This is a genomic window from Ochrobactrum sp. C6C9, assembly GCF_022627935.1.
GTDB classification, from domain to species: Bacteria; Pseudomonadota; Alphaproteobacteria; order Rhizobiales; family Rhizobiaceae; genus Brucella; species Brucella teleogrylli.
In genome coordinates, this window is sequence record NZ_JABXGB010000032.1 from 20,135 (window position 1) to 39,106 (window position 18,972).

Genomic DNA, 18,972 nt, shown 5'->3' on the forward strand with positions numbered 1-18,972 from the left:
TCCCATTCGAGAATGCCGCAACGGAGTGAATCAGAGATTAACTGGCAGCCTTAATCGTAATAAATTGTCAGCTTTTTCACAGCTGTTGATAAGCGCTACCGATTTTCGAAAAGCTACAGGAGATCAATGAGGAACGGGATCAGCGGTTCATCCGCAGGGGGCATCGGATAATCGCGCATATCCTTCGGGCGCACCCATTTCAGCGCCTGCCCTTCCAGTCCGCGCGCAATGCCTTCAAAACGGCGGCAGACATAGAGCGGCATCAGCAGGTGAAAATCATCATAGGTGTGGCTGGCAAAGGTCAAAGGCGCGAGACAGGCCACCTTCGTGGTGATGCCGATTTCTTCCTGCAATTCGCGGATGAGCGTCTCTTCAGGTGTTTCGCCCGGCTCGACCTTGCCGCCGGGAAATTCCCAAAGGCCTGCAAGCTGCTTGCCTTCCGGACGCTGTGCCAGCAGCACCCGCCCATCGGAATCCACCAGGGCGCAGGCTGCCACGAGAAGAATGCGACGGTTCTTCACTTCGCTCATTTCTCGTTGCTCTCCCGATAGGCGTAACGATAGGCTTCCTGAAAGCCGAAGCGTTCATAGAGCGCGAGACCGGCGACATTTTCCGCTTCGATCTGCAGCCATGCCGTCCTAGCGCCAAGCTTTGCCGCCCATTTGAGCGCCGAGCCGACGACACTGTGGCCGTAGCCCTTGCGGCGCGCCTCGGGCAAGGTACCGACATCGAACAAACCGGCCATGACGCCATCCTGCACGCACAGCACATCGGACACTGCACGGCCTTCTGCCTCCAGCACGAACATGCCCTTGTTGGGGCGAATGCCGTCCAGAATTTCGGACATGCCGGGGCGCATCTCTTCCGGGCGCTCGTGAATGGAGAGCGACGCATCGACGAAACGACCGATATCTTTCAGCGGAATCTGGTCGATCTCGCCCGACAGATCGATCTCAGTCAGATTGCAGGTCATGACGATGGTTTCGTCCTGACGCTTCCAGCCGAGGCCTTCGAGATAATCTTCAAGCTCGACAGGTGCAAGCGGCGAAAGCCGGAAACACGGCACGCGGCCATAAGCGCGGAAGCGCTGCGCCGCCAGTTCCACACGGGTTGGAATATCCCGCGTATCGCCCGGATCAAGCGGATTGATCGAGTTCAAACGCTTGGAGGAATGCGCTGCCGTCATGCGGATCGCCCATGTTCCGTCGTAATGAACCGACGTGGCAGGCCAGGCGCGGAAACCTACGGCTTCAAGCTGGCGGACAATGGCAAGACTTGGTTTGGTCATTGGAATTCCTGCAAGCATTTCAACATCTGACGGCGCGAAGCCGTTTAACTTCTGTAATCGCCGTTGATGGCCACATATTCCTTGGTGAGATCGCAGGTCCAGACGGTGGCTTCCCCGCGACCGATGCCAAGATCGACATGGATGTGGATATCCTCGCCCTTCATATAGGCGGAGGTTGCCTGTTCGGAATAAGCCGGATCGCGCTCGCCCTGATAGGCAACGCGAATATCACCGAACGAAATGGCGAGCTTGTCGCGATCCGCCGGTTCGCCTGCCTTGCCGACAGCCATGACGACACGGCCCCAATTGGCGTCTTCGCCCGCCACAGCCGTCTTGACCAGCGGCGAATTGGCGATGGAAAGCGCGATCTTCTTCGCCGAAACGGACGACTTGGCGCCAGTTACTTCGATTTCGATCATCTTGCGCGCACCTTCGCCGTCACGCACGACCTGCAAGGCCAGCGACTTCAAAACGCGCTTCAGCGCCTTCTTGAATTCCTTCAAACGTTTGTCGGATACATCCGTGATCTTCGGCGCGCCGCGACCTGCCGCAGCGCCGGTTGCAAACAGCATCAGCGTGTCGGAGGTGGAGGTATCGCTATCGACGGTGACAGCGTTGAAGCTCTTGTTCGCGCCTTTCGACAAGAGACTTTGCAACACATCGGCCTTGATCGGCGCATCGGTGACGATGAAGGACAGCATCGTCGCCATATCCGGCGCGATCATACCAGCGCCCTTGGCGATACCGTTGATCGTGACGGGAACCTTGCCCAGCAGCACGGTTTCGGTGGCGACCTTCGGATAGGTGTCCGTGGTCATGATGGCCTTGGCGGCCTCGGTCCAGAAATCCGCGACCGCATCCTTGTTCATGTCGCCGAGCAGATGGGAGAATTTACTCGCATCGAGCGGCTCGCCGATGACACCAGTAGAGGCCAGAAACACATCGGTCGTGGCACAGCCCACGGCCTTTGCCGTGGCTTCCGCCGTCGCTTCGGTCGCGGCCTTGCCCTTGACGCCAGTGAAGGCATTGGCATTGCCCGAATTGACCACCACGGCGCGCGCCTTGCCGTGAACGAGGTTCTTGCGGCAAAAATCGACCGGAGCCGACGGGCAAAGCGAACGGGTGAACACGCCAGCGGCTTCCGCCGGGCGGTCGAACACCATCAGCATCACATCGGTTCGGCCCTTATATTTGATTCCGGCAGCGGCAGTAGCGATGCGCACACCGTCGATGGCAGGCATGGACGGATAATGTTTTGGAGCGAGCGGAGAAACGGACGCAGACATGAGTGCCTCAAAAGGGGTCGGTTCAGGAGGTTCGGTTCGATGGATCATCGAAATTCTTGATTCTGGCGCATTGGAAATGTTTGCGGGACAAAATCAAGCAGAAACAGCTGATACAACGAAAAACGCCCCGGAAGACCGGGGCGTTTTACATTGATCGAAACTTACTGCTGCGGCTGTTCGCCTTCAGGCGCGTCGCCCGCATCACCGGCGTCCTGCGCGGCGGCTGCGTCCTTCATCGCCTTTTCGACGGCCGGATCCTTGTAGTCGATCTTCATGGCATCGCGGAGCTTCTTGACCGTTTCGACATAACGCTCACGCAGAATGATCGAACGGATCTGTTCCTTGACCTGATCGAATGCAGGCGGCTGCTTGGTGCGACGATCTTCGAGCTGAATGACGTGGAAGCCGAACTGGGTCTGCACCGGCTCCTTGGTGTATTCGCCGGGCTTCAGCGCGAAGGCTGCCTTTTCGAATTCCGGAACCATCTGGCCTTCGGTGAAGTAGCCAAGATCGCCGCCATTGGCAGCGGAACCGTCAGTGGAGCTTTCCTTGGCCAGATCTTCGAACTTCGCTCCACCGGCGAGCTTCTTGATGATGGCTTCGGCTTCTTCCTTCGTCTTCACGAGAATGTGACGCGCACGCACTTCGACCTGAGGCGGCATGGCGGCAATTTCCTTGTCGTAGCGAGCGCGAATATCGGCATCGCTGATCTTGTCGACGATAGAATCCTTGAAATATTCGTTGTGCAGCGCGCGCTCACGCAGGAAAGCTAGACGGGCTTTGAACTCGTCGGTCTGGTCCAGCTTTTGCTTTTCCGCTTCCGCCGACATCGCCTTGATGTCGATCAGCGCGGCCAGGGCTGCCAGACGGCGCTGTTCAGCCGGAAGACGGGCAAACTGCGGATCAAGATCGCCCGCGGCCTGATCGACGTCGCCGACAGTGATGTCCTTGCCGTTGACGGTTGCCAGAACCTTTGCCGGATCTTCCTTTTCAGCGGGAGCAGCTGCGGTCTGTGCTGCGTCGGCAGGCTTGGGAGCGTCCTGCGCGAATGAAACAGCGCCAGAGAGGCTTGCGAGGGCAACGGATGCCGCAAGAACAGCGAGAGCCTTGCGATAAGGGGCTTTGAGAATGGCTTTCATATGAGATTCTCTCCTTCGAGACCGCTTACCGGCCCGATGAATGCGGCGGAATTTGGCCCGGCTACCGCCACCCTATCACGAAAGAGCGGGATTTCCGGCCTGTTGAGCAACGTTGACATCGCCCTAAGCCCCACTTATCTGTCCTTCGGCTTTGCGTCCAGAGTGTTTACAGCAATGCCCCGCAAATCTGCCGGGGCTTGGGCGTTCAGCGAGCGGCCGGGGGGAAATTGTGCCAAAATTGCGCCTTGAAGGGCTGCTTTAGCGGTGTACTTTTCTTGCATTTGTTTCAATACGCGTGAATAAAGCATTCGACATTGCCGGAAGCGCTTCCGGCTGAACGGACAGGAAAGGACCAGAGATGGTCAGCTTTGGCGGCCTCGCCCGCAAGATATTCGGTTCATCCAACGACCGCCAGGTAAAGACCCTGCGTCAGCGTGCGCAACAGATTACCGCGCTTGAGAAGAATTACGAAACGCTCACCAATGAGCAGCTTCAGGCCAAGACCGCCGAATTCCGCGCCGCACTGGCTGAAGGAAAGACGCTCGACGCCATTTTGCCCGACGCTTTCGCGACCGCGCGTGAAGCCGCCAAGCGCGTGCTCGGCATGCGCCCCTTCGATGTGCAGCTGATTGGCGGCATGGTGCTGCATGAACGCGGCATCGCAGAAATGCGCACCGGTGAAGGCAAGACGTTGATGGCGACGCTGCCCGTCTACCTCAATGCGCTTGAGGGCAAGGGCGTTCACGTTGTGACGGTCAACGACTACCTCGCCACCCGCGATGCGGAAACGATGGGTCGTCTTTACAATTTCCTTGGTCTGACGGTCGGCGTCATCAAGCATGGTCTGGACGACGATGAGCGTCGCGAAGCCTATGCCTGCGACATCACCTACGGCACCAATAACGAGCTCGGCTTCGATTATCTGCGCGATAATATGAAGTATGAGCGCGCCCAGATGGTGCAGCGCCCGCATAATTACGCCATCGTCGACGAAGTGGACTCGATCCTCATCGACGAAGCGCGCACGCCGCTGATCATTTCCGGCCCGCTGGAAGATCGTTCGGAATTCTACAATCTCATCGACACTTTCATTCCGCCGCTGGCAGACGAAGATTACGAAGTCGATGAAAAACAGAAGACCGCCATCTTCACCGAAGTCGGCACGGAAAAGGTCGAACAGCTTCTCGAAGCCGCTGGCCATCTGAAAGGCGAAAGCCTCTACGACATCGAAAACGTCGCCGTCGTTCACCATCTGAACAACGCGCTGCGTGCGCACAAGCTGTTCCAGCGCGACAAGGACTATATCGTCCGCAACGACGAAATCGTCATCATCGACGAATTCACCGGTCGCATGATGCCGGGCCGCCGATATTCGGAGGGTCTGCATCAGGCGCTGGAAGCCAAGGAACATGTGACCATCCAGCCGGAAAACCAGACGCTGGCATCGATCACCTTCCAGAACTACTTCCGCATGTACAACAAGCTGGCTGGCATGACCGGTACGGCTGCCACCGAGGCGGAAGAATTCGGCAATATCTATGGTCTCGAAGTTCTCGAAATCCCGACCAACCTGCCGGTGCAGCGTATCGACGAGGACGACGAAGTCTATCGTACTGTCGAAGAAAAATACAAAGCCATCGTGCGCGATATTCGTGCGTCGCACGAAAAGGGCCAACCGATCCTCGTCGGCACGACCTCGATCGAAAAGTCGGAACTTCTCGCCGAGCGTCTGCGCAAGGAAGGCATCAAGGATTTCCAGGTTCTGAATGCCCGCTATCACGAGCAGGAAGCCTATATCATCGCCCAGGCCGGTGTGCCGGGCACTGTCACCATCGCCACCAACATGGCCGGTCGCGGCACCGACATCCAGCTTGGCGGCAATCTGGAAATGCGCGTCCGTCAGGAACTGGCCGACATTCCGGAAGGTCCGGAGCGCGAAGCCAAGATCGCCGCGATCAAGGCCGATATCGCGCAGCTCAAGGAAAAGGCGCTGGCCGCAGGCGGACTTTATGTTCTCGCCACCGAGCGTCACGAAAGCCGCCGCATCGACAACCAGCTGCGTGGCCGTTCCGGTCGTCAGGGCGATCCGGGCCGTTCAAAATTCTTCCTGTCGCTGCAGGACGACCTGATGCGTATCTTCGGCTCCGACCGTATGGACGGCATGCTGCAAAAGCTCGGCCTCAAGGAAGACGAAGCCATCGTCCACCCCTGGATCAACAAGGCGCTGGAAAAGGCGCAGAAGAAGGTCGAAGCCCGCAACTTCGAAATTCGTAAAAACCTGCTCAAATACGACGACGTGATGAACGATCAGCGCAAGGTGATCTTCGAACAGCGTCTTGAAATGATGGACGAGCCGGACCTGACCGAAACGGTCGCCGAGATGCGCCGCGAGGTCATCGAGGACATGGTTGCGCTGCGTATCCCCAAGGACGCCTATGCGGAAAAGTGGGATATTGCCGGTCTGAAGGAAGACGTTACCACCAAGCTCAATCTCGACCTGCCGGTCGAGGAATGGGCGAAGGAAGAAGGCATCGCCGAAGAAGAATTCGAGACCCGCATCAAGGAAGCTGCCGACAAGGCTGCTGCCGACCGCGCCGAACGCTTTGGTCCGCAGATCATGACCTATGTTGAAAAGTCGGTCATCATGCAGTCGCTCGACAATCTGTGGCGTGAGCATCTGGTCAATCTCGACCATCTGCGCTCGGTTGTTGGTTTCCGTGGCTATGCACAGCGCGACCCGCTGAACGAGTACAAGACGGAAGCCTTCGAACTGTTCCAGTCCATGCTGGCGAACCTTCGCGAAGTGGTCATCTCGCAGCTTATGCGTGTTGAGATTGTCCGCGAAGCACCGCAGGAGCCGGAACTGCCGGTCATGCAGGGCCGCCACATTGACGAGACGACCGGGCAGAACGACTTCGACGATGCCGCATGGACCGATCATCAGCACGATGAGCGCGTCATCCCGGCAGCCGACCGGGACCCGGTCGATCCCCGCACCTGGGGTAAGGTCAGCCGCAATGAGGCCTGCCCATGCGGTTCGGGCAAGAAGTACAAGCACTGCCACGGTGCTTTCGAATAAGAACAAAACCCCGGCGCGCCAAACGCCGGGGTTTTTCTTTGCAGCCTTGTCTATCGATGCTTTAATCAAGCAGTAAGCATAGATGCGCGGGATTCAGGAAATACTCACCATTCCTACAATTTCCGCGTGAAATCTTCCGCTGGATTTTTCTTTTTTCCCTTTTTAAAGAACTCCCATCTAAGGTCCTGCCATCGGGCTCGTATCGGGACCGATAACAAGAATTCCAACACATCCCGAAAACGTGAAATGTTTTTCGGATAAGTGTGCGAGACAACAGACAACGAGACCGGGAGAATCCCGGCGCAAACAAGCGAAACGCTCATCACAAGGGCGGCGCATAACAGGGTTGGCATAGACGTGTGGTTTTCGGCAGCTGAAGCAGCGGGCCGGTTTTTACCCGGCACCATCGCGGCCAAACTCCGTCCTGTGACGGAGCGGCTGGATTCCGTGCTGACCGATAGCGGTCCGCAGGCGGCTGCACAGCGCGCATCGCTGATCGCATTTTCCGTTCGTGTGGCGAGCGCCGCCATCGCGCTCCTGTCGCAAGTCATCCTCGCTCGCTGGATGGGCGAATTCGAATATGGCATTTTCGTTCTCGTCTGGCTGACGATGGTGATCATCGGCGATCTCGCCTGTTTCGGCCTGCACACGACCATCATTCGCTTTGTGCCGGAATATGTTCAGCGCCAGATGTTCGGTCTGGTGCGGGGCATCCTGTTCACCGGACGCGCATTTGCCTTTGCGGCTGCAACTGTGATCGCGCTGATCGGCTCACTCGCGCTCTGGCTGTTGAAGGATGAGGTCGCCAGCTATTATCTGGTGCCCTTCATTCTGGGTTTCGTCTGCCTGCCCATGATCACGCTCGGCAACATGCTGGATGGTATCGCCCGTTCGCGCACCTGGGTCACTCTGGCGCTGACGCCGAGCTATATCGTGCGGCCGCTTCTGGTGCTTCTGTTCATGATCGTGGCGCATGGCTCGGGCCTGCCATCGACGGCGGCAACCGCGCTTGCCGTATCGATCGCCGCAACATGGCTCACCACCGTCGGGCAGTTTTTCACCGTCGACCGATCGCTACAAAAAGACATTCCGGCAGCCCCGCGCGACCAGCGCCTGCGCGAATGGATGACCGTCGCCCTGCCGATTTTCCTTGTCGAAGGATTTTTTTTCCTGCTCATCAATGTCGATGTGCTGATGGTCGGTCGCGAGATGGACCCGCAGCATGTCGCAATCTATTTCGCTGCGACAAAAATCATGGCGCTTGCCCATTTCGTCTATTTCGCGGTGAAGGCTAGCGTTGCGCAGCGTTATTCGGACCTGCTGCACAGCGGCAGTCGTGAGGAATTTGCGAGCTTTGCGCAGGCTTCCGTCCGCTGGACCTTCTGGCCCACGCTCGTACTCGGCATCGTCATCCTGATGGCCGGCTATCCGCTGCTGCGCCTGTTCGGCACAGCCTTCACGGAAGGCTATCCGCTGCTGTTCATACTGATCATCGGCGTGATCGCCCGTGCCAGCGTGGGGCCAGCGGAAAGCCTTCTCAACATGTCGGGCAAGCAGAATATCTGCGCCCTGCTCTATGCAGCCACACTTGGCGTCAATGTCATTCTCAATCTGGTGCTGATCCCACGCTTCGGCCTGACCGGCGCCGCAATTTCGACAGCTATCGCCATGCTGATGGAAGCCACGCTGCTTTCAACAGCCGTCTTTCGCACCATGCATATCGCTATGTTCATTCTCATCCCCCGAGATCGAGACAATAGCCCGGAGGGTATTTTGTAATGGCCGCAAAACCTTTGCTTGAAGAATCCGCAGGCGGAAACGCAGCTCGCATCGTCTCGGAACTGTCCGATACGGTCGCCGCCATGGATGCCGCCAAGAAGCTGGAGGAAAGCCTTCACAGCCGCGATATTCCGCGCAAGCTGGCGATCTACGGCGCTGCGGCAGGCTTCGAACTGCGCGACGAGCTGGACCACCTGAGCAACCGGACCATCGAACCGAATGTCTTCTTCAATGCGCGTTTTCTAGCTCCCGCCATGCCACGGCTGGAAGACCGTGAAGTGCGCTTCATGGTCATGCGCGACGAGAACGAAATCCGCAGCCGCCTGCGCTTCGTGATGCCCTACACCATTGAGCGTCCGGGTCTCCCGCTGTCCACGCCGGTCATCCGCGCCTGGTCCACGCCGTTCGGCCCGCAGGGCACGCCGCTTATCGACCATGACGATCCGGTCGGCGTTGTGGAAGATCTGTTCGATATTCTGGCGCGCGATCACCTCAAACTGCCCGATGTGCTGGTTCTGCCCGAAATGCGCGCCAATGGCGCTGCGGCAAAACTCATCCGCTCGGTCGCGGTCGGACGGCAATTGCCGGTCGTCGCCATCGAACAGAAAGAGCGTCCTTTCCTCAAGAGCGATCTCGACGGCGACAGCTATATCCAGCAGGCGATCGGCGCGCATCACCGCCGCGATTACCAGCGCCAGTGGCGGCGTCTGGCCGAAAAAGGCGAACTCGTCCACCGCATCTATCGCACGCCGGACGAAGTGCGGCAGTCCTTCGAGCATTTCCTGTCGCTGGAAGCCAACGGCTGGAAGGGAAAGCGTGGCACGGCGATGGCCGTAGACCGCTTCCGTGCGGCCTTTGCGCGCGAGGCGGTCAATAATCTCGCCGAACGCGATTGCGTGCGCATCCACACGCTGGAACTGGACGGACGCGTCATCGCCATCCTCACCGTCTTCACCGTTGCAGGCGAAGCCTGGACCTGGAAAACCGCCTATGACGAAAGCCTTCAGACTTTCTCGCCCGGCGTTCTGCTCATGATCGAAGTCGCGAAAAGCCACCTAAACGATCCGAATATTCTCAGAACGGATTCCTGTGCCGTGCCGGACCATCCGGTGATGACGAGGCTTTTCCGCGAGCGCGAAACCATCGAGACATTGGTGGTCGGACTAAACCCCGGTGCAGACAAGCTCGCGCGGCAGGCCGCATCGCAGATCCATCTTTATCAGCGCACCCGCAATCTGGCGCGCATCGTGCGAAACCGCATTCGCAGCTTCACGGATCGGAGCTAAAACGATGCTTTGCCCGCTATAGAAATAGCGGGCAAGATCAACAGTTTGTGAAAGCTTTTCCGACGTGTTATCATCAGCTCCGGGAGAGCGCATGACAGGCGGAAGAGGAGGTCCGCACCGGTGCAATTCCACCTCGCAAGAGGGTGCGAAGCGTTCCGGGTCATAACAACAGGACCGGCTTTCGTCTGGTTCGCAACCGCCATTGCGCCCTCCCATGGGAAGGAGATGCGCTATGGAATATTTCCACTATATCAGCACGCTGGATTACATCCTGCTCGGCTTCATTGCCGTGGTGGTGGTTTGGAACGTGGTTGAACACGGTCTGCGCCAAAGATAGTCCGCACCAAACCGGCAAGGTCTTGCCGTCGAAAACATTTGCGATTTGATTGCCCGCGCAAACGCCCGGCGTTCTGCGGCGAAGCGGCAGGTGCTGATCGCCCCAACGAGCGCCGTGCTTTCAAGCAACGAGCGTCAGGGCGTTGTCGGCTTTTCGACGTCCGACTTTTTAGCGCGTCTTTCAAGCTGACCGCGTCAGGCTGTCCTGTGCATTGGCCAAGGGTTTTGGCGGCTTTGGATAGGCCATTCATAACAATCGTCATTCCATGCCAAAACCTGCGCTTGTGGGCAATTGACGTTGTTTCGTTTAGTCGGTATATCCCAACCCGCTGTCCAATTCGGACCATATCGAACTGCTTCGGCAGACCTGTGCGGGTGTGGTGGAACTGGTAGACGCGCCGGACTCAAAATCCGGTTCCGAAAGGAGTGTCGGTTCGATTCCGACCACCCGCACCACTTCATTAAAAATCTCGAGTTTCTGTCACCCGGCCTCTTTCCGCCGGGTTGATCACGGCTATTCGACATCGCCGGATGGCACCTTCCCCATAGACCGAAAACGCATGTGCAACGTGCCTGGGCCGGATTTCGTTCGACTCTGCTCGAACCGATTTGCGTTCGACACAACCAGCCCAGTATCCACGCGCCTTTCAGCCGCTGACATGGCCTTATTTCGTAGTTTGCTACATTACGCAATGTTAATTTTGACTTTACTGTAAAGTCAAATACGATGATACTTAAACCGCACGTTGAAACCACAAACCCATCACGATCAGGCTCACGCAATCGCATTACAAAAACTTGATAAAATAAACCTCCCTCCTATCTGGCGACATATGATGGAAAACACCCAAAAAGAATATGTATACGTAAATAGAAACCTCCGCCTACAACTTGCGAACAACATTATAACGTCTTATCTGAACAAAAATCAGGTAACCCATGAGGAATTACTAAAGACAATCTCTGATGTCTGCGAATGCATCGGGGAGTTGTCGGAAGGGAGCAGCTTTTCTGCCGAGGAACCTGCCGAGGAACCTCCCGCAATACCTTCGGTAAACCCCGAAGAGTCGGTTTTCGAAGATTACATCATCTGCCTGGAAGACGGTCGCCGCTACAAGACGCTCAAGCGCGCCCTGATGAGCCGCTTCGGGCTGACACCCGACGAATACAGGCGCAAATGGAACCTGCCCGCCAATTACCCGATGGTGGCGCCTGCATCTGCGAAAAAGATGTCTGCATTGTCGAGAATGGAAAAGACCGAGAGCGCATAGGGCGTCTGTCGGCAAGGCTCGGGAGTGCATCCATGTTGCACTCCCGCTCCTTAGAGCGCCGATCTGATTTCATGTGATCGAAATGCGCTCCAGGGCAGCGCGACACTAGCGCACCAGATTCTGCCATGACGATGAAAAGTCAAACAATCCGATGCTCGTGCATCGGTGACGGATACTTGCGTGCATTTTCCGCCTGACGACCTCGCATTCCTTGCTCGCTTCAAAGTCCCGTCTCGCTACTTCGGAGGACCGTGCAAATGCGAAAACCAAGTCAGATTCATTATGCCTGGTACATTGCCCTCGCCTGTCTCGCCATCTCGTGCATCCGCGCCGGCATCGGCTTCCAGACCATGGGTTTCATCATCAATCCCGCGCGCGAGGAACTGGGCTGGTCCAATACCCAGATCACCGGCGTGATTGCCTTCCGTGAACTTGTCGCCGGGATCATGGCGCCCCTCGTCGGACGATGGGTAGACCAGCGTGGACCGAGAACCATCATGATTATCGGCGCGGTACTCGTCGGCTTGTCATTCAGCCTGACGTCTCTCGCCCAGACTTTCTGGCAGTTCGCACTGACTTTCGGTGTTATCGGCGGCGTCGGGGTTGCGGGCCTGTCCAACGCACTGGTGTTTCCGCTGATCGCCAAGTGGTTTTCAGCGCAACGTGGTCGCGCAACCGGGCTGGTTTCATCCGGGGCCAATCTAGGCGGCATCCTGATGTCGCCTCTGATCATCTGGCTTTTGTCGATTTCGGACTGGCGCTCGACCTGGTTCGTCCTCGGCTTCTTGCCGGTTCTCATTCTGGTGCCGCTCGCAATCTTCGTCCTTCGCCGCGAACCTTCCGATATGGGGCTGAAGCCGTTGGGAGACGAAACGGACGATGCGAAGGCCCAAGCCGGAAAAGCCGATGCCAGCCCTGATCTGACGGTGGCAGACGCGATGCGCTCGCCGGGCTTCTGGTTTCTCATGGTCGGCTGGAATCTTTCCGACTTCGTGCTGAAAGGTGCCCTGCTGCACAAGATCCCAGCCGCGCAGTCGCTTGGCTTCACCACCGCGCAAGCGGGCAGCGTCGTCCTGACCTACGGTATTTGTGCCATTCTGGGCAAATTGCTCACGGGTTTCATCGCCGATCAGTTCCCGACCCGGCTGGTGATTCTCTGCCTTTCGGCGATGCAGGCCATCGGGCTGATCCTTTTTATCAGCGCCAATAGTATCTGGCAGTTGCAGCTTGGCTACGGTGTGTTGAGCGGCTTGTCGGCTGGCGGGCTCATCATGATGATGCCCTTTCTGCTGGCTTCCTTGTTCGGTCGCAAGAATCAGGGCGCCATCATGGGTGTGGTCACGCCAATGGTGATGATCTCCGGCATTGGCGGTCCGATGCTGGCCGCATTGCTGTTCGACATGACGGGTAGCTACGTATTCGCCTTCGAAATCTACGCCGTCATTTCTGTTCTCGGCGGACTGGCACTGTTCGGCGCCAGTGTGTCGCGCAAGACATCAACAAAAGCTTGAACCAGCAGGAGGCTCATCATGTCCACAATCACTCTTCTCTATCCCGGCGATATGGGCAGCGCCTTTGCCAAATTGCTGATTGCTGCCGGTCATAAAGTCGTCAGCCCGATGGGCGGTCGCAGCGAGCAGACGCAAGAGACAGCCCGGTCAATCGGGGTCGAAATGCGGGACGACATGGCTTCCGCTCTGGCAGAAAGCGACCTCGTGCTGTCGCTCGTGCCGCCATCGGCAGTCATCGACGTGGCCGAACAGGCAATCGCGGCCAGCCGCGAACAAAAAGCGGCGCCGTTTTACGTCGATATGAATGCCAAGACGCCTGCCAATGCCGAACGGCTGAACACAGCTTTCGGCAATGCTTCGCTTCCATTCTGCAATGCCTGCATCATCGGTCGCGCCTCACATCTTGGCGACGAAGACCGCATCTATGCCAGCGGCCCCGACACGAAACCGCTAGAAGAATTGTTTGAAGGCCTGTTGCCAGTAATCGCACTTGGCGAGGAAATCGCGCAGGCTTCAGTGTTCAAAATGGCCTTTGCCGGTTTCAATAAGACCGTCGCCGCTGCCCTGTTCGAGACGGCCAACACGGCCAATGCGTTTGGCGTGACCGATTCCCTGTTCGAACTGATCGGCCAACATCTGGGCGGCACATTATCCGATTTCGGCAAACTGGTGCCGACCTATCCGCGCCACGTGCTGCGCCGCGCCGAGGAAATGGAAGCCCTGGCGGAAATGCTGGCCGACGCGAAACTGCCGAACGAAATTGCATTGGCCGCCGGAGCAACGTTTCGCAGCCTCGGCAACAGCGGCAGCTGGTCCGAAACAACGACGGGCCGCCAATTGCAGGGACTGCTATCAGAAATCGATTACCGCCGCTGAGGCCAGGCTAATCCGACGTCAGCGGCGGCTTTGCTTACGCCACGTCCAGCGCCTGCGCCAGATCGGCAATCAGATCGTCCGGATGCTCGATGCCGATGGATAGACGGATGGTCGATTCCAGCACGCCGATACGCTCGCGGACCTCAAGCGGAACGCCGGAATGGGTCATCGCTGCCGGGTGGCTCGCAAGCGATTCCGTGCCGCCGAGGCTGACGGCCAGTTTCAAAATCTGAAGCGCATTGAGAAAACGGAATGCTGCGGCCTGCCCGCCTTTGATATCGAAGGAGAAGGTAGAGCCGGCGCCCGTGCATTGCCGCCTGAACAATGCGCCGACATCGGAATTCTCATCCGCGAAGGGCAGATAATGCAGCTTTTCGACCTTCGGATGCTCGCGCAGAAATTCAGCCGTTGCCCGCGCATTGCTGTTGGCGCGCTCCATGCGCAGCCCCAGCGTTTCCAGTGATCGGCCAAGCATCCAGCAGGAATGCGGATCGAGCTGCGTGCCGATAGCGCCGCGCAAGGCTTTCACCTGCCGGACGATGGATTTGGAACCGAGCACCGCGCCCGCAATCAAATCGGAATGGCCGCCGACATATTTAGTCAGCGAATAAACCGACAAATCCGCACCGTGATCGAGTGGCTTTTGAAAGACCGGTCCCAGCAAGGTGTTGTCGCAGGCGCTGATCGGGCGATGCCCTTGCTGCTGCTCGATCTTTTCAGCCACGCGCCGGATGGCAGCGATATCGACGATACTGTTGGTCGGGTTGGCCGGTGTTTCGATCAGGATGACCGAAACGCGCCCCTTAGCCAAGGCTTCCTCGGCCGCCTTTTCGATTGCCGCCTCATGCACGCCATCGGCAAAAGCCACCGCTTCCACGCCGAAATTCAAAAACGTCTTCGCCAGCAGCGTTTCAGTACCACCATAGAGCGGCTGCGAATGCAGGATGACATCGCCGGGCCGGGCAAAGGCGAAAAGCGTGGTCGCAATGGCCGACATGCCGGATGAGAATAGCGCAGAGCTTTCCGCGCCCTCATAGACGGCCAGACGGTCCTCCACGATCTCGCTGTTGGGATGATTGAAGCGCGAATAGACCAGCCCCGCGCCGACACCGGCAGGCGGCTCCTTGCGTCCAGAAACGAAATCGAAGAAATCGCGTCCGTCTTCGGCGGTCTTGAAAACAAAAGTAGACGTCAGAAAAACCGGCGGCTTGACTGCGCCCTCGGAAAGCTCCGGGTCATAGCCGTAATTCAGCATTTGCGTTTCGGGGTGAAGCAGATGATTGCCCAAGCTGGTCTTGGATGGACGTGGCGCAGTCATGACGATCTCCTGAAAAGCCAAATTCCTCTTGCCCAACCAGATAGGCGGACAAGAGGAGCTTAACAGAGGTGATCGGCAATCTTCTTTCGTTGTTTGCCTCTCACGGGCAATCGCTGAACCCGTGTGAAACGCCCGATAGAAAACAAGTAGCTACCAATTATTTGATCACCAGAACCGGAACAGTGCTGAGCGACAGGACTTCCGCCGCCTGACTGCCGAGCAGAAGTTTGTTGACGCCGCGACGGCCATGTGAAGAAATGATGATCAGGTCGCTGCCGTGGGATTTGGCAACTTCCACAATACCTTGCGCGGGCGACTGGTTTTCGACATGCACCGCTTCAGCGGTCACACCGGCGGCCTGCGCCTTGCCCTTGGCCTTGGTCAGAATCTCGGTTGCCGCCTTGGTGATTGCTTCGCGATATTCCTGAAACGCAACAGGGCTCGACGCCCACTCCGCCGCAACGACGATGCCATAGGACGGCAAAAGCTCGGTCACCGACACGAAAGTCAATTTCGCGCCCGTTTCCTTGGCCAGTTCCACGCCCTGATCCACGCCCTTTTCAGCGAGTTCCGACCCGTCGGTTGCGATCAGAATATTCTTGTACATCACTCGGTCTCCTGTTGCCTGACAGCTTGATTATGCGCGCGCCGCTCTCACGGTTGCATTGACGCGGATCAATGAGCTTTCAGATAAGCTAATACGCGCACTCCCAATTTTGATGGAATTCACTTTTAAAAAATTCGATTATATAGAATATAATTCTAATCTTGATCCATCAAGCGCATATGCCCAGCTATGCTTTTGCGCTGTTTCCTCTTAAACTTTGCGCAATATGAAGGGAGATTACGCTATGAACAAACCCCTTGGCTCGAAGAGCGACGAAACTGCAGGACGCGGTCGTATTTACGGCTCCATTCTGGAAACAATCGGCAATACGCCGCTTGTGCGCATTGATAAATTTGCCAAGGAAAACGGCGTTGTCGCGAACCTTCTGGTAAAGCTGGAATTCTTCAATCCGCTGGCAAGCGTCAAGGACCGTATCGGTCTCGCCTTGATTGAGGCGCTTGAAAAACAGGGCAAGGCCGTGCCCGGCAAGACGGTTTTTGTGGAGCCGACCTCTGGCAATACCGGCATCGCGCTGGCCTTTGCCGCTGCCGCAAAAGGCTATCGCCTTGTGCTCACCATGCCGGAAACCATGTCGGTGGAACGCCGCAAGCTTCTCAAGCTGCTTGGCGCCGAGCTGGTGCTTACCGAAGGCGCCAAGGGCATGAAGGGCGCCATTGCCAAGGCTGAGGAAATCGCCGAAGGCAACCCGAACGCCATCATTCCGCAGCAGTTTGAAAATCCCGCCAATCCGGAAATCCATCGCCGCACGACGGCGGAAGAAATCTGGAACGACACCAATGGCGAAGCCGATATTCTGATCTCCGGCATCGGCACCGGCGGCACGATTACCGGCGTCGGTCAGGTGATCAAGGCGCGCAAGCCTTCCTTCAAGGTGATTGCCGTCGAACCGAAGGATTCACCCGTCTTGTCCGGCGGGACGCCCGGCCCGCACAAGATTCAGGGTATTGGCGCAGGCTTTGCACCAAAGACGCTCGACACCGGAATTTACGATGAAGTGGTGCAGGTTTCCAACGAGGATTCCTTTGCTAATGCGCGCCTGATTGCCCGCCTCGAAGGCATCCCGGTCGGTATTTCGTCGGGCGCAGCGCTGACTGCTGCCGTTGAAGTGGGCAAGCGCCCGGAGAATGCTGGCAAGAACATTGTCATCATCATTCCATCCTTTGCAGAACGCTATCTCTCGACGGCGCTGTTCGAAGGACTGGAATAATCGGCTTTATCGAAGCCTGATTTCAGAAAAGCAAAAAAGCCAGAGCGGGCGACCGTTCTGGCTTTATTTCATTCTGGGGTGCCTTGGGAGCGGCTTAGGGCACAGTCCGACCTGATATAATCAGATCGAAATGCACTTTAGTGGCGCGTGCGTGCTTCGCAAGCCGGGCCAGGTCCGCGCATGTAATGGCGCTCGGGCCGATAGCTCGGTGCGACGAACTCGCGGATGACATTAACGCTGTCACGCAACTGAACAAGAATGCTCATCGCTTTCACCTTCATCTCAATCATGTTCGAAATGATGTTCCGCGCTCAATGTGAGCTTGTGAAGTAATCTTCACTTCCGAACATCTTAATGAAAACTTTAACGATCAAAGATGAATAAGTGCTAAATCCGCATCGTTAACGGTAAGTTAATGGTAACGATATTCCGGTTTTCCACAGCTGCCTGAAACTTGTCACAGTTGAAAGTTCTCACAAAAAAAGCCGGTCAAAACCGGCTTTTTAGATCGATTGGCATTAGCACTATCAGCGGGTCGGCACCGGGTGCTCGCCGCGATAATCGTAAAAGCCGCGGCCCGTCTTGCGTCCAAGCCAGCCTGCCTCGACATATTTGACCAGCAGCGGGCATGGGCGATATTTGGAATCCGCAAGCCCGTCATGCAGCACCTGCATGATTGAAAGGCAGGTGTCGAGACCGATGAAGTCTGCCAGCTGCAACGGGCCCATCGGATGGTTCGCACCGAGCTTCATGGCCGTATCGATGGCTTCGACGCTGCCCACGCCTTCATAAAGCGTGTAGATCGCCTCGTTGATCATCGGCAGCAGGATGCGATTGACGATGAAGGCCGGGAAATCTTCGGCGACCGTCACGGTCTTGCCCAGCGCCTGCACGAAATCCTTCGATTTGCGGAACGTGTCTTCATCGGTGGCGATACCGCGCACCAGTTCCACCAGTTTCATCACCGGCACCGGATTCATGAAGTGAATACCGATGAAACGTTCCGGGCGGTCCGTCGTCGAAGCAAGCCGTGTGATCGAAATTGACGAGGTGTTGGTCGCCAGAATGGCTTGCGGGTTCAGGATCGGGCAGAGCTGCGCGAAAATCTTGCGCTTGACGGTTTCGTCTTCCGTCGCCGCTTCAATGGCCAGATCGACACCAGCAAGGTCTTCCATGGAATTCGCCGCGCGGATCAGCTTCATGGCGGCGGCGCGCTCTTCTTCCTGCAATTTGCCCGAAGAAACCTGACGCGCCATATTGCCATTGATGGTGGCAATGCCCTTTTCCAGCCGGTCCGGGGCAGCATCATGCAAAAGCACACTAAACCCTGCCAGAGCGCAGACATGAGCGATGCCGCCACCCATCTGCCCCGCGCCAACTATACCAACCGTCTTGATCGCCACCGTGTAACTCCTTCATCCTCCCCAAAAGGGGCCTGTCGAGCATATCTTTTCTACAGCAAGCGGAAAACCGCGCTTCGAATTGCAAAAGGCTCATCCAGCAAATGATAGGCTGAACGCCTAAAATGCAATCCAAAATTCTCGCTCATTACAAAGAACCCGCCCCAAACGCGAGACTAAGTCTCCGACTGGGACGGGTCGCAAAATAACGAAGCGGCGAGATCAGCCCGCCGCTTCGCAAAAATCAGAGAGCCTTCTGCAGCTCCGGCAGCACGGTGAAGAGATCACCGACGAGGCCATAATCAGCAACCTGGAAGATCGGCGCTTCTTCATCCTTGTTGATGGCGACGATGACGCGGCTGTCCTTCATGCCAGCCAGATGCTGGATCGCGCCGGAGATGCCGACAGCGATGTAAAGGTCCGGTGCAACCACCTTGCCCGTCTGGCCAACCTGCCAGTCGTTTGGCGCATAGCCCGCATCGACTGCCGCACGGCTGGCGCCAACCGCCGCACCGAGCTTGTCGGCAACCGGCAGGATCACTTCCTGGAACTTTTCAGCCGAACCAAG

At 57.2% G+C, this 18,972-nt stretch carries 17 protein-coding genes and 1 tRNA gene; 9 read left to right on the forward strand and 9 right to left on the reverse strand.

All coding sequences use genetic code 11. The features are described from left to right. Positions 1-113: 113 nt before the first annotated feature. The 3 genes from mutT to argJ are packed head-to-tail and all read right to left on the reverse strand — an operon-like array spanning position 114 to position 2,574. Positions 114-530 carry an 8-oxo-dGTP diphosphatase MutT gene (mutT, locus tag HWD97_RS20655; RefSeq protein ID WP_109369877.1) on the reverse strand — a complete coding sequence of 139 codons (417 nt, stop codon included), beginning with the start codon at positions 528-530 and terminating at the stop codon, positions 114-116. After that, a complete protein-coding gene (locus HWD97_RS20660) occupies positions 527-1,288 on the reverse strand; it encodes a GNAT family N-acetyltransferase (protein ID WP_109369878.1) in 762 nt (253 codons plus the stop codon). Before HWD97_RS20660 ends, mutT begins: the two co-directional genes overlap by 4 nt. Before the next feature lie 44 nt (positions 1,289-1,332). Beyond that, entirely contained in the window at positions 1,333-2,574 is a 1,242-nt protein-coding gene (argJ, locus tag HWD97_RS20665; protein WP_109369879.1) for a bifunctional glutamate N-acetyltransferase/amino-acid acetyltransferase ArgJ, read from the reverse strand. Between argJ and HWD97_RS20670 the strand changes: the two genes are divergently transcribed. Beyond that, positions 2,573-2,728, forward strand: a complete 156-nt coding sequence (locus HWD97_RS20670) for a hypothetical protein (protein WP_167836045.1) — start codon at positions 2,573-2,575, stop codon at positions 2,726-2,728. The two genes, argJ and HWD97_RS20670, sit on opposite strands and share 2 nt — an antisense overlap. Before the next feature lie 7 nt (positions 2,729-2,735). On the opposite strand, the gene HWD97_RS20675 is transcribed toward HWD97_RS20670, so the two are convergent. Next, complete coding sequence (locus HWD97_RS20675; RefSeq protein ID WP_109369880.1) at positions 2,736-3,713, reverse strand: peptidylprolyl isomerase; 978 nt, start codon at positions 3,711-3,713, stop codon at positions 2,736-2,738. A gap of 358 nt (positions 3,714-4,071) precedes the next feature. On the opposite strand from HWD97_RS20675, the gene secA reads away from it, so the two are divergent. The 7 genes from secA (at position 4,072) to HWD97_RS20710 (ending at position 13,851) form a co-directional block, all read left to right on the forward strand. Next, the gene (gene secA, locus HWD97_RS20680) at positions 4,072-6,792 is read left to right on the forward strand and encodes a preprotein translocase subunit SecA (RefSeq protein ID WP_371835492.1); all 2,721 of its coding nucleotides are present in this window, start codon (positions 4,072-4,074) and stop codon (positions 6,790-6,792) included. A 357-nt stretch (positions 6,793-7,149) separates the two neighbouring features. Beyond that, positions 7,150-8,571, forward strand: a complete 1,422-nt coding sequence (locus HWD97_RS20685) for a lipopolysaccharide biosynthesis protein (protein WP_109369882.1) — start codon at positions 7,150-7,152, stop codon at positions 8,569-8,571. After that, the gene (bspF, locus tag HWD97_RS20690) at positions 8,571-9,857 is read left to right on the forward strand and encodes a type IV secretion system effector crotonyl transferase BspF (protein ID WP_371835493.1); all 1,287 of its coding nucleotides are present in this window, start codon (positions 8,571-8,573) and stop codon (positions 9,855-9,857) included. The genes HWD97_RS20685 and bspF overlap by 1 nt, the downstream gene beginning before the upstream one ends. Before the next feature lie 707 nt (positions 9,858-10,564). After that, a tRNA-Leu gene (locus HWD97_RS20695) sits at positions 10,565-10,649 on the forward strand. Between the two features lie 377 nt (positions 10,650-11,026). Then, on the forward strand, positions 11,027-11,464 hold the full coding sequence (locus HWD97_RS20700) for a MucR family transcriptional regulator (protein WP_371835494.1): 438 nt from the start codon (positions 11,027-11,029) through the stop codon (positions 11,462-11,464). Positions 11,465-11,721: 257 nt separating this feature from the next. After that, positions 11,722-12,975 (forward strand): MFS transporter, encoded by a 1,254-nt coding sequence (locus tag HWD97_RS20705; protein ID WP_140026346.1) that lies wholly within the window; start codon positions 11,722-11,724, stop codon positions 12,973-12,975. Between the two features lie 18 nt (positions 12,976-12,993). Further along, a complete protein-coding gene (locus tag HWD97_RS20710; protein WP_371835495.1) occupies positions 12,994-13,851 on the forward strand; it encodes a DUF1932 domain-containing protein in 858 nt (285 codons plus the stop codon). A 34-nt stretch (positions 13,852-13,885) separates the two neighbouring features. On the opposite strand, the gene HWD97_RS20715 is transcribed toward HWD97_RS20710, so the two are convergent. Together HWD97_RS20715 and HWD97_RS20720 are read right to left on the reverse strand one after the other, a co-directional pair. After that, on the reverse strand, positions 13,886-15,169 hold the full coding sequence (locus HWD97_RS20715) for a cystathionine gamma-synthase family protein (RefSeq protein WP_371835496.1): 1,284 nt from the start codon (positions 15,167-15,169) through the stop codon (positions 13,886-13,888). A gap of 157 nt (positions 15,170-15,326) precedes the next feature. Beyond that, the gene (locus HWD97_RS20720; protein ID WP_109369889.1) at positions 15,327-15,776 is read right to left on the reverse strand and encodes a universal stress protein; all 450 of its coding nucleotides are present in this window, start codon (positions 15,774-15,776) and stop codon (positions 15,327-15,329) included. Positions 15,777-16,020: 244 nt separating this feature from the next. Between HWD97_RS20720 and cysK the strand changes: the two genes are divergently transcribed. Next, the gene (gene cysK, locus HWD97_RS20725; protein ID WP_371835497.1) at positions 16,021-17,004 is read left to right on the forward strand and encodes a cysteine synthase A; all 984 of its coding nucleotides are present in this window, start codon (positions 16,021-16,023) and stop codon (positions 17,002-17,004) included. 137 nt (positions 17,005-17,141) lie between these two features. Here cysK and HWD97_RS20730 read toward each other — a convergent pair whose 3' ends face one another. The 3 genes from HWD97_RS20730 to HWD97_RS20740 form a co-directional block, all read right to left on the reverse strand. Beyond that, complete coding sequence (locus HWD97_RS20730; protein ID WP_268898867.1) at positions 17,142-17,270, reverse strand: hypothetical protein; 129 nt, start codon at positions 17,268-17,270, stop codon at positions 17,142-17,144. Between the two features lie 261 nt (positions 17,271-17,531). Beyond that, positions 17,532-18,407: a 3-hydroxybutyryl-CoA dehydrogenase gene (locus tag HWD97_RS20735; protein ID WP_078341045.1), complete on the reverse strand. Its 876-nt coding sequence runs from the start codon at positions 18,405-18,407 to the stop codon at positions 17,532-17,534. Positions 18,408-18,648: 241 nt separating this feature from the next. Next, a partial coding sequence (locus HWD97_RS20740) for an electron transfer flavoprotein subunit alpha/FixB family protein (protein ID WP_371835498.1) occupies positions 18,649-18,972 on the reverse strand: 324 nt, incomplete at its 5' end.